This is a genomic window from Sorangium sp. KYC3313 (assembly GCF_052075895.1).
GTDB classification, from domain to species: Bacteria; Myxococcota_A; Polyangia; order Polyangiales; family Polyangiaceae; genus Sorangium; species Sorangium cellulosum_B.
The window spans coordinates 9550985-9562657 of record NZ_CP197255.1; the positions used below are offsets into that span (position 1 = coordinate 9550985).

Here is an 11673-nt window from a genome sequence, read left to right on the forward strand (position 1 = left end):
GTAAGGGTCCGCGCCGCGGCGGCCCAGGCGGTCAAAGAGGATGGATGCGAATCGGATGAAGCTCGTACTCGAAGACGGCACGACCATGACGGGCCGGTGCTTCGGCGCCCCGCGCGCGGTGAGCGGCGAGGTCGTCTTCAACACCGGCATGACGGGGTACGTCGAGACGCTCACGGATCCCTCGTACAGAGGCCAGATCCTGTCGATCACGTACCCGCTCGTGGGCAGCTACGGCGTGCCCGCGCCGCGCAAAGCTGGCAGCGTCGACGGGCCTTACGAGGCCGACCGCATCCAGGTGCAGGGGCTCGTGGTCCAGAGCTACGTGGAGCGCTACAGCCACCACGCCGCGGTCCGCTCGCTCGGCGCCTGGCTCGCCAGCGAGGGCATCCCGGCGATCACGGGGATCGACACGCGCACGCTGACGCGGCGGCTCCGGGAGGTCGGGACGATGAAGGGCTGGCTGTTCCCGGCCGAGATGGACCTGGAGCGGGTGAAGCGCTCGGCCGAGGCCGTGGACATGCGCGAGGAGGTGTTCCGCCTCGTTTCGCCCCGCGAGCCCATCACGTACGAGGGCGGCCCCCTGAAGGTGCTCCTCATCGACGCGGGCGCGAAGGACAACATCGTCCGCTCGCTCCTGCGGCGCGGGGTCACCGTCATCCGCGCCCCCTACCACGCGCCCATCGCCGAGCTCGCCGAGAGCGCCGACGGCATCCTCATCGGCAACGGCCCCGGCGACCCCAAGGACCTCGGCCAGCTGGTCGCCGCGGTGCGCGGCCTGCTCGGGACCTACACGAAGCCGATCTTCGGCATCTGCCTCGGCAACCAGATCCTCGCGCTGGCCGCCGGCGGCGACACCTTCAAGCTGCCGTACGGCCACCGCGGCGTGAACCAGCCGGTGCAGGACCTCCTGAGCCGCCGCTGTTACGTCACGAGCCAGAACCACGGGTACGCGGTGAAGCACGAGTCGCTGCCCGCCGAGTGGGAGCCCTGGTTCGTCAACATCAACGACGGCACCAACGAGGGCATCCGCTCGCGGCTCCGCCCCTTCTTCAGCGTCCAGTTCCACCCCGAGGCGACGCCCGGGCCCGAGGACGCGAGCTACCTGTTCGACGACTTCCTCCGCCTCTGCGGCGCGATGAAGGGGTCCTCCGATTCGCGACTCAAGACCGCAGGGGCCGCTGCCGCGGAGCCCCGCGCCACCCCCACCGCAGGAAGGAGCTGAGCCATGTACGGCGCGTATCTCCCCAAGAAACCCCGGCGCGTCCTCGTGCTCGGCTCCGGCGCGCTCCAGATCGGCCAGGCCGGCGAGTTCGACTACTCGGGGTCGCAGGCGATCAAGGCCCTCAAGGAGGAGGGGATCGCCACCGTCCTCGTGAACCCCAACATCGCCACCATCCAGACGAGCGAGGGGCTCGCCGACCGCATCCACCTCTGCGCGGTCACCCCGGAGTTCGTCGAGCGGATCATCCTCAAGGAGGAGGTCGACGCGATCGCCCTCTCCTTCGGCGGGCAGACGGCGCTCAACTGCGGGCTCGAGCTCCACGACTCGGGCATCCTCGACAAGTACGGCGTGCGGGTGCTCGGCACGCCGATCAAGGCGATCCGCGACACCGAGGACCGGCGGCTCTTCATCGAGCGCCTCGACGAGATCGGCGTGAAGACCGCCCGCAGCCGCGCCTGCCGCTCGCCGGCCGAGGCCATGGCGGCGGCGCGCGAGATCGGGTTCCCCGTGATGCTCCGCGGCGGCTACGCGCTCGGCGGCAAGGGCAGCGGCATCGTCGAGAGCGAGCGCGACCTCGATGACGCCGTGCGCCGCGGCTTCGCCGGCGGCGTGCCCCAGGTGCTGGTCGAGGAGTGCCTCCGCGGCTGGAAGGAGATCGAGTACGAGGTCGTCCGGGACGGGCGCGACAACTGCATCACCGTCTGCAACATGGAGAACCTCGACCCGATGGGGATCCATACCGGGGAGTCGATCGTCGTCGCCCCGTCGCAGACGCTGAACGACGAGGAGTACCAGCTCCTCCGCTCGGTCGCGCTGAAGACGATCCGCCACCTCGGCATCGTGGGCGAGTGCAACATCCAGTACGCGCTCGACCCGCACAGCGCCGATTACCGGGTCATCGAGGTGAACGCGCGCCTCTCCCGGTCGAGCGCCCTCGCCAGCAAGGCGACGGGCTACCCGCTCGCCTACGTCGCCGCGAAGATCGCCGTCGGCTACACCATGCCGGAGATCGCCAACGCGATCACCCGCAGGACGACCGCGTTCTTCGAGCCGGCGCTCGACTACCTCGTCTGCAAGGTCCCGCGCTGGGACCTCGGCAAGTTCCGCGGCGCGTCGATGCGGATCGGCAGCGAGATGAAGAGCGTCGGCGAGGTCATGGCCATCGGCAGGACGTTCCCCGAGGTCATCCAGAAGGCGCTCCGCATGCTCGACATCGGGGTGAAGGGGCTCGACCCCGACGCGTTCACCTTCCAGGACCTCCGCGACGAGCTGCAGAACGCGACGCCGCTCCGGATCTTCGCCGTGGCCAGCGCGCTCCAGGAGGGGATGTCGGTCGACGAGATCCACAACCTCACCAAGATCGACCGGTGGTTCTTGAACCAGATCGAGCCGATCGTCCGGATGCACCGGGACCTGAAGACGCTCAAGGTCGCCGTCCCCGCGCAGTCCGACAAGGCCGCGGCCGCGCAGGAGCCGGCGTTCGAGGAGGCGACCCTCCGGGAGGCGAAGCAGCTCGGCTTCAGCGACCGGATGATCGGCACGCTGACCGGCGCGCCGCGGGGCTCGATCCGGGAGGCCAGGAAGCGGCACGGCGTCGTGCCGCACCTCGCGCAGATCGACACGCTCGCGGCCGAGTTCCCCGCCGAGACGAACTACCTCTATTCGAGCTACCACGCGTCGGCCGCGGACGTCGCGCCGTCCTGGCGGAAGAAGATCATGGTGCTCGGCTCCGGCGCCTACCGCATCGGATCGAGCGTCGAGTTCGACTGGTGCTGCGTCAACGCGATCCGCGCGGCCTCGGAGCTCGGCTACGAGACCATGATGCTGAACTACAACCCGGAGACGGTCAGCACCGACTACGACACGTGCGACAAGCTGGTCTTCGACGAGATCAGCTTCGAGACGGTGCTCGACATCTACGAGCGGGAGCAGCCCTACGGCATCGTGGTCAGCATGGGCGGGCAGGTCCCGAACAACCTGGCGCTCCGGCTGCACGAGGCGGGTGCGCGCATCCTCGGCACGAGCCCGGGGAGCATCGACACCGCCGAGGACCGGAAGAAGTTCAGCGATCTGCTCGACCGGCTGGGGATCGACCAGCCGCGCTGGGCGCACGTCGTCGACGCGGGCCAGGCGGGCGAGATCGTGAACAAGCTCGGCGGCTTCCCCGTCCTCGTGCGCCCGAGCTACGTGCTGAGCGGCGCGGCCATGAGCGTGGCGCACGAGCCCAACGAGCTCGATCGCATCCTCGCCCGGGCCAAGGCCGTCTCCCCCGTTTACCCCGTGGTCGTGTCCAAGTTCGAGACCCACGCCCGCGAGGTGGAGATCGACGCGGTCGCCGACCGCGGGGAGATCATCCTCTGGGCGATCAGCGAGCACATCGAGAACGCCGGCGTCCACAGCGGCGACGCGACGCTCGTCCTGCCCCCGCAGTCGCTCTACATCGCGACGATCCGCAGGATCAAGCAGATCGCCCAGCAGGTGGCGCGGTCGCTCTCGATCACCGGGCCGTTCAACATGCAGTTCTTGGCCAAGCACAACACGGTCAAGGTGATCGAGTGCAACCTGCGCGCGTCGCGGAGCTTCCCCTTCGTGTCGAAGGTCACGGGGAACAACTTCGTCCGGGAGGCGATGCGCAGGATGCTCGGCGTGTCGCAGCCGGTCGAGAACCGCGGGCTCGACCTCGATTACGTCGGGGTGAAGGCGCCGATGTTCTCGTTCTCGCGCCTCGTGGGGGCCGATCCGATGCTCGGCGTGGAGATGGCGAGCACCGGCGAGGTCGGCTGCTTCGGCGACGACATGCACGAGGCGCTCCTGCACTCGCTGCTCGCGACCGGCTTCAGGTTCCCCAAGAAGGGCGTGCTGCTCTCGCTCGGGCCGCTCGAGGACAAGTACTGGTTCGCCGACGAGGCCCGCGTGATCGCCGAGCACCTGAAGCTCCCCATCTTCGCGACGCCGGGCACGGCCGAGGCGCTCCGGGCGCTCGGGCTCGCGTGCACGAGCCTCGCGAAGCAGCCCGACGAGGGGGAGACGGCGATGAGCGCCATCGAGCAGGGGAAGGTGGATCTCGTGATCAACATCCCCCGCGAGTACGACCAGCTCGGCCGTCCGGACGGCTACCTGATCCGGCGGCGCGCGGTCGACGCGAACATCCCGCTCCTCACGGACCTCCAGCTCGCGCGGGCGGTCATCGGGGCGATGCGCGCGAAGAGGATCGAGGATCTGCGGACCCTGTCCTACGACGAGTACCTCGCGCGGAGCCCGGTGGCGCTCCGGTGATCTGAGGCGCCGACGCGGCGAGGAGAGGCTCCGGGTGGCTCGGGAGGTCGTGCCGAGCCGCCCGGCCCCGCGACGGGCACTCCCCCATGGGGCCGGCTGCCCTCCCGAGAGCAGAACCAACACCGGCCCTCTCCGCGCCCCGCGACGGATGCCCCCACCGCGGGGCCTGCCGACTTCATGGGAGCGGAGGCGGGCTCACGAACCCGGACGGCGGGCTCGCCCTCAGTCGTTCGTGACGATGAACCAGCCGTTCACCATGCCGTTGCCGGTCGACGTGGTCGATCCCTGGATCGGGCTGGTCCCCTCATTGCGGACGCACATGCCGACATTCCATTCGCCCTCTGGCAGCACCGTCGTGGCAGAGACCGAGTAGGTCGTGCGGGTCGGCGTGAAGTAGTGGCTCGCGAAGGCGCCGCCGAAGAAGTTGACGAGCTCGCCGGTGCCGCGCCGCTGGTAACAGAGGCCGAGCGGGGCGACGAACGCAGAGCTGGACGGCCGCAGCCCGAGCGGCGCAGAGGCCGATCCGGTCACACGCTGGTTGCCGGTGATGGTCACCAACCCCGGGGGGCCGACGAAGGCATACGCGGCGCTGCCCCCCTCAAAAAGGGGAGCCATGTTGCCCGCAATCGCGATCGTCGCGACCACACCCGTCGGCCCCTGAGGCCCCGTCGGCCCCTCGGGTCCCATCGGCCCCTCGGGTCCCATCGGCCCCTCGGGCCCCATCGGTCCCTCGGGTCCCATCGGTCCCTCGGGTCCCATTGGCCCCTCGGGCCCCATTGGCCCCTCGGGCCCCATCGGGCCGACGGGGCCCATCGGTCCCTCGGGCCCCATCGGTCCCCTCTCGCCGGGCAGGCCCGCCGGCCCCTCGGGCCCTGTTGCGCCCGCGGGCCCCGTCGGCCCCTCAGGCCCCGTCGGTCCCTCCGGCCCCTGGGGCCCTGTCGGCCCCGCCGGTCCCATCGGCCCCGCGATTCCGCTCGAGTTGCCCACCCAGTTGCCGCTCTCGTCGATGACGACCCTGCCGCCGATCTTCACCAGCTTCGGCGTGATCTCACCAACAGCGTTGTTCGCGACCATCGCATACGGGACGCTCCCGATCGAAGCGCGCGGCTCCATCTCCTGATCGTCCCCGACCGTGATTCCGATGTAGCGAACCGAGCCGTCAAAGACCTTCCCGGCTTGCTCCTCGGTGAAGTCGAGCACCGTGGAGAAAAAGCCTTCGTCGAACGAGAGCGCGATCTCCTCGCTCCAGAGCGGCTCGTCGTCGTCCTCGGCGGCGTAGATGGCGAACGTCACCGAGAGCACGTCATTGACCGGCTCGCCGTTGGCCGTGAAGAGCCGCCCCTGATGCGAGATCTGCATCGGCACGGCGGCGGCGGCGCCGCGCGCGAGGCCGACGGAGGCGGCGAGAAGAACACCCATCGCGAGGACACGCCGTCCCATCCCGTTCATGGCACGCTCCCGTTCGCCCCGACCAGACCGCCCTGCACGCGGTAACTCGGTGAGGTCGTCTTTCCCTGATTCTGCGTCGGCTGACCGAGCGTGAAGACCATGCGATAGCTCGGACTCCTCACGACCTTCCCCGCGCTGACCATCTCGCCCGCGGCGATGCCCCGATCCCCCACCTCGGGGCGCCCACCTGCGCCACCCCCGCCCGCCGAAGCGACAGGATCGCCTGCACCAGCCCCGCCAGCGCCCCCGAGCCCCTCACCCCCCGGCCCGGCCCCAGTCACGGACACGTCGGGACTGCCACAGCTACAGCCCGGAGACACGGCGAGCGATGCAACAGTCAGGCCTAGCCACACCGGGAATTGCAGTCGCACCATCAACGTGTCCCCCTCTGCTTCCGGGGCTTACGATCCGGACCAGGAAGGTACGCGCGCGGCCACCAAGGTTCAATCTATTCCCGAGCCATTGTGAGACATCGCCGCTTTACGTCGGGGTCGACAGGCGGCACCACGAGCTCGAAAGCGCGCCGACACGCTCACGCCGCGATCGCAAGGAGATGTCCGAGGCGAGGTGAACGCCGAGAATCCTGGCCCCGCCGGCGGAATGCCCTCGACCCTCGCTCTCCTGCCTTCCGCGCGAGCGCGCGGGGGCAGCTCCCGCCGAGCGCTGCTTCCGCGCGCCGGGCGCTCCGGGCCCGCCTTCGGCCGCGCCCGGAGCGCCCCGACCGGCGGGGTGTCCGCGGAGGGAACATGCCTTTTTACAGCGGTTTCCGCCCCCCCTCTGCACCATCCAGAGCCGCAGCAGAGCGACGGTCACCCGCACAGGAGACGGGCCCAGATCGGCGTTTTCGGCGCGGAAGCGCACTCCGGTGCGCTGAGCACCGAAAACGTCGAGGTGGGCCCGTATCCGAAGCGGGTGACCGTCGCTCTAGAGATCGTCGCACACCGGCGCCGCCTCGCCGGGCCCCTCGCCCGCGACGCCCGGCTCGCCCTGCGCCCCGCCGTCGCTGTGCAGCTCCTCCGAGATCGCCCCGGGGTTGAACGTCATGAACCACCGGAGCGACCACCAGAGCAGGTTGAACCAGGCCGGCGCAGGCAGCCTGCGCGTCGCCCCGACCTCGGCGAGCCCCGCCGCCGCGAAGACGACCGGCAAGAGGGTGCCCAGATCCGCGCGGTAATCCATCGCCTCGCGCACGTCGGCGTTGATCCCGGCAAAGGCGTGCGCGAGCGCGCGGGCAACGCGCGTCGGACCAGGGTGCCCCTCGGGCCGCGGCGCGCCGAGCGGGTGGCCATCGTCCTCGCGCGCCCCGTCGACCAGCCCGGTGAGCCGGGCGCGGAGCCGCTCCGGATCGAGCCCGCCCTCGGAGCGCTCGACGATCACCGAGCCGGTCATCGGACGGATCGAGACGACCTCGCAGGCGGGATCGGCCGCGAGCTGCTCCGCGATCCGCTCGCACACCCGACGATGACCGGCCAGCGCCGGCGCGCGCAGGCGGACGCGCCGCTCCAGGGCGTGGACGACGAGGACCGCCGGCGACGTCATGACGACGGCTCGCCGTGGAGCTCCGAGGCGCCGTTGCTCTTGCGCGCAGCCCGCTCGCCGCGCGCCCCGCCCGCGGCCTTCTGGCGCACCCGCTCGGCGACCTCGGCGAAGAGATCCTCGACGTGCTCCCGCTGGCGCTCGAGCAAGCCGAGGCCCAGCCTGCCGAGGTGGAGCCCGAGCGCCGCGATCTCGACGACCACCGGCCGGAGGTGCTGCTTCTTGCCCATCAGGAGGACGGCCGTGCCGACCCCCAGGGCGAACGACGGTGGATGGAACTTCATGATGCCATGTCTCCCTTGCGCAGCCCCGCGACGCGCGCGGCGCGCACGCCTTGCTTGCGTCTCGCGGCCGCCCCCGCATCCTCGCCTGCGCCCTGGTCGGTTTCCGCTTCCGCGCTCGCGCCTGCTGCTTCCGCTTCTGCTGACGCGTCCGATTCGGCTTCTGACTCCGAGCCCGACTCCGATTCTGACTCCGACTCCGACTCCGATTCCGATTCGGCTTCTGACTCCGAGTCCGAGTCCGATTCCGACTCCGATTCCGACTCCGATTCCGACTCCGATTCCGACTCCGATTCCGACTCCGATTCCGCGCGCCTGCCGTTGACGATCACGATCTCGCGGCCAGCGCTCGCGGAGCGCCCCGGAGCACCGCGGAGCAGCGCGGGCAGCGCGCCTACGGCCACGGCGAGCGCGAGCTCCCCGCCGCGGAGGCGCTGCGCCCCCAGCAGGCGGCCCAGGGACCTGGAGCCGAGCGCGAGCGCCTGGAGCGCGGACGTGGCGGCGAGCGCGCGGGCCACGTGCGGGCTGTCCCGGCGGAGCGCGGCCGCCGCAGCGCCCTCCCCGGCGCCGGCGCGGCAGGCCAGGATGTGGAGCAGCTGCGCGGTCACCAGCGCCGTGAACGCCCTCGTCCCCGCGGTGGCCCGGCCGCCGAGCGCGTACGCCGAGAGCGACGCGCCCGACATCGCGGCCGCGTCCACGCCCAGCGCGCGGAGATCGGCCGCGCCGAGCAGCCGCGCCGCAGGGTCGCGCGGAGGGCGCCGCATGATGCCCGCCTCGGCCGGCTCGAGCGCGAGCGCGAGCGCCGGCGCCACGTCGGTGAGCAGGTTGATCCAGAGCAGCTGCAGCGGCGTGAGCGGCGAGGCGCCGCAGAGGGCGCCGATCAGCATCGTGAGGACCTCGCTCGCGTTCGTCGCGACGAAGTAGGCGATCGCCCGGCGGACGTTGTCGTGCAGCCGCCGCCCCTCGCGGACCGCCTCGGTGAGGCTCGGCAGATCGTCCTCGGCGAGGACCACGTCGGCCACGGCCCGCGCGATGTCCGTGCCGCGCTTGCCCATGGCCACGCCGACGTCGGCCGCCTTGAGCGCGGGCCCGTCGTTCACGCCGTCGCCCGTCATCGCCACGATCGCGCCGCCCTGCTGGAGCGCCCGCACGATGTCGAGCTTGGCCTCCGGGGTGACCCGGCTGTGCACGGCGTCCGGCGGGATGCCGAGCTCGACGCCGATCGCGCGCGCGGTCCGCTCCTGGTCGCCCGTGAGCATCAGGGTCCGGATGCCGGCGCCGGAGAGGGCCTCGAGCGCCTCCCGCACGCCGGGGCGCGGCGGGTCGCGGAGGCCGACGAGGCCGGCGAACTCGAGCGGAGCGTCGTTGTCCGGCCGGCCGTTCTGCCGCCACGCGAGCGCGAGCACGCGCAGCCCCCGCGAGGCCATCGCGTCGTTGTGCCGGAGCGCCTCGGCGCGCTCGTCGCCGGCCCCCTCGCGCCGAGGCGGCGCGTCGCAGCGCGCGACGACCTGCTCGGGGGCGCCCTTCACGAGCTCGATGTGCCCGAGCTCCGGGTGATCGTGGACCGTCACCATGAACGCGCGCTCGGCCGAGCGTCGCGCCTCGCTCACGCGCCGCGCCGCGAGGCGCCGCGCCGACACGGGGTAGCCGGCGGCGAGCGCGAACTCCACGAGGGCGCGCTCGGTGCCGCTGCCCTGGACGACCTTGCCCGCCTCGCTCAGCTCGACGTCGGCGTTGAGGGCGGCGATGCGCGCGAGCGCGTGCACGCGCGGGGCGGCGACGTCGACCTCGCGCCCGTCCTCGGCGATCAGCGCGATCCCGCGCCCAGGCCCCGCGCCGCCGCCCCGGCGCGCGGCGCGCTCCACCCGCAGCGCGCCCTCGCCGGGGAGGAAGATCTCGGCCACCCGCATCCGGTTCTCGGTGAGCGTGCCGGTCTTGTCGGCGCAGACGACGCTCACCGCGCCGAGCGTCTCGGCCGCGGCGAGGCGGCGGATCACGATGCCGGAGCCGCGCAGGCGGCGGCTCGCGAGCGCGAGCGCCGTGGTGCCCACGGTGGGGAACCCCTCGGGGATGGCGGCGACGCCGAGCGCGACGGCGCTCCGCAAGAGCGCGTGGAGCGGCCTCCGGCGCGCGAGGCCGACGACCATCACCGCCGAGGAGCTCGCGAGCGCGAAGGTCGCGAGGCGCCGGCCGATCCAGGCGAGCTCCTGCTCGAGCGGCGGGGTGCGCTCGGACTCGCGGGAGAGCGCGCGCTGGATGTCCCCGAGCGCGGTCCACCGGCCCGTCGCGACGACCACCGCCGCCCCCTCGCCCGAGGCGATCGTGGTGCCAGCGTACACCATGCCGCGGCGCTCGGCGAGCGGCGCGCCGCCGTCGACCCTCGCGGCGCACTTCTCGGCGGGCTCGCTCTCGCCGGTCAGCGTGCTCTCGTCGGCGGCGAGGGCGTGCGAGGCCAGGACGCGCGCGTCCGCCGCGACCGGCTCGCCCGCGCGCAGCGCGAGCACGTCGCCCGGCACGATCTCCGACGCGGCGAGCCGCTGCTCGCGCCCGTCGCGCACGACGCGCGCCCACCCGACGCGGAGGTCGCCCCACGCGTGCAGGAGCTCCTCGGCGCGCGACTCCGTGTACGTGCCGATCGCGGCGTTCGCGCCGACGACGAGGAGGACGGCGCCTGCGTCGATCATGTCGCCGAGCGCGAGCGACAGGCCCGCCGCGCCGAGGAGCATCGCCGTGGGCACCGTGACGATCTGGCCGGCGAGGATCTCGATCGACGAGCGGGTCGCGACGCCGGCGAGCTCGTTCGGGCCGACCGCGCGGAGGCGGCGGCGCGCCTCGGCGGCGGGGAGCCCCTCGCGCGGATCGACGCCGAGCGCGCGGGCGACCTCGCCCGCGTCCTCCGCGTGGGCGCAGAGCGCCACATCGACGCGGCGGGCGCGCTCGCCTGCGCCCTGCCCGGCCGGCGCGCCCTCACCCTGCCCGGCCGGCGCGCCCTCACCCTGCCCGGCCGGCGCGACCTGGCTCCCCCAGGCCCGCGCCTGCCACGCGCGTCGCTCGTCCTCGCCCGCCGGGCCCTCGCGGGGGCGCGCGCAGCGGCGCGCCGCGCACACGAGCGCGCCCACGCCCTCGGCCATGGCCCGAACGGCGCGGCGCGCGGACGGCGGCGGCGGGGCGCCGGGCACGGCGTGGGCGCCGAGCACGAGCGCGGCCTCGTCGGCCGCGTCCTCCCCCACGCGCACGAGCACCCGCCCGGTGCGCGCGCTCGCCCGCGCGGACACGACGCCGGGGATCGCCGCGAGGTCGCGCTCGATGCGCGCGGCGCGCGCAGCGTCTCCGAAGAGGCCGGCCACCTCCGCGCGCACCCGCGCGATCCCGGCGGGCCCGTGCAGATCGCGCGCAGGCGTGCGATCTGCGCGGGCGCGCCGCCGCGCGCCGGCGCCGCCGCGGCCCCTGCGCCCGCCACGAAGATCGATCCAGCCTGTGCCCCGACGCTCCATGATCCTCCGCGCTGAGGCGGAGGTCTTTTCAAAGGTCGAGCCAGCGCCTGTGTGCGAGCGAGCCACATCGAGCCGCCGGGCCGGCGCGGCGGCGCGCCAGCGCCCGCGTCGCCGTCACGCCCGCGTCGCCACGGAGGCCAGGAGGCTCTGCAGCGAGCCCGGATCGATCGGCTTGACGAAGTGCATATCGAAGCCGGCCTCGCGGACCCGGCGCTGGTCCCGCTCCTGGCCATAACCCGTCAGCGCGATCATCAGCGACGGGGCGACGTCCGCGCTCTCCTCCAGGGCTTTCAAGGTCCGCGCCACGCCGCAGCCATCCATCCCGCCGGGGAGGCCGATGTCGCACAGGATGACCTCCGGCAGCATTTGTCCGCCTCGAGCGCGTGCTGCAAAGCGGCGCGAGCGTGAATCGTCA

The 11673-nt window shown here is 72.8% G+C and carries 7 protein-coding genes; 2 read left to right on the plus strand and 5 right to left on the minus strand.

The window, feature by feature from the left end:
* Window positions 1-55 precede the first annotated feature (55 nt).
* On the plus strand, window positions 56-1222 hold the full coding sequence (gene carA / locus ACSRUE_RS36140) for a glutamine-hydrolyzing carbamoyl-phosphate synthase small subunit (protein WP_437768741.1): 1167 nt from the start codon (window positions 56-58) through the stop codon (window positions 1220-1222).
* A gap of 3 nt (window positions 1223-1225) precedes the next feature.
* Entirely contained in the window at window positions 1226-4498 is a 3273-nt protein-coding gene (gene carB, locus ACSRUE_RS36145; RefSeq protein WP_441287548.1) for a carbamoyl-phosphate synthase (glutamine-hydrolyzing) large subunit, read from the plus strand.
* 222 nt (window positions 4499-4720) lie between these two features.
* Here the strand turns inward: carB and ACSRUE_RS36150 are convergent, their stop codons facing one another.
* The 5 genes from ACSRUE_RS36150 to ACSRUE_RS36170 all read right to left on the minus strand — a co-directional run bounded on the left by ACSRUE_RS36150 (window position 4721) and on the right by ACSRUE_RS36170 (window position 11624).
* Window positions 4721-5947 carry a collagen-like protein gene (locus ACSRUE_RS36150; protein WP_441287549.1) on the minus strand — a complete coding sequence of 409 codons (1227 nt, stop codon included), beginning with the start codon at window positions 5945-5947 and terminating at the stop codon, window positions 4721-4723.
* A gap of 924 nt (window positions 5948-6871) precedes the next feature.
* On the minus strand, window positions 6872-7486 hold the full coding sequence (locus tag ACSRUE_RS36155; RefSeq protein ID WP_441287550.1) for an HMA2 domain-containing protein: 615 nt from the start codon (window positions 7484-7486) through the stop codon (window positions 6872-6874).
* Window positions 7483-7767 (minus strand): hypothetical protein, encoded by a 285-nt coding sequence (locus tag ACSRUE_RS36160; protein ID WP_437745864.1) that lies wholly within the window; start codon window positions 7765-7767, stop codon window positions 7483-7485. Before ACSRUE_RS36160 ends, ACSRUE_RS36155 begins: the two co-directional genes overlap by 4 nt.
* A complete protein-coding gene (locus ACSRUE_RS36165; RefSeq protein ID WP_441287551.1) occupies window positions 7764-11258 on the minus strand; it encodes an HAD-IC family P-type ATPase in 3495 nt (1164 codons plus the stop codon). The genes ACSRUE_RS36160 and ACSRUE_RS36165 overlap by 4 nt, the downstream gene beginning before the upstream one ends.
* Before the next feature lie 114 nt (window positions 11259-11372).
* Window positions 11373-11624 (minus strand): response regulator, encoded by a 252-nt coding sequence (locus tag ACSRUE_RS36170; protein WP_441287552.1) that lies wholly within the window; start codon window positions 11622-11624, stop codon window positions 11373-11375.
* Window positions 11625-11673 lie beyond the last annotated feature (49 nt).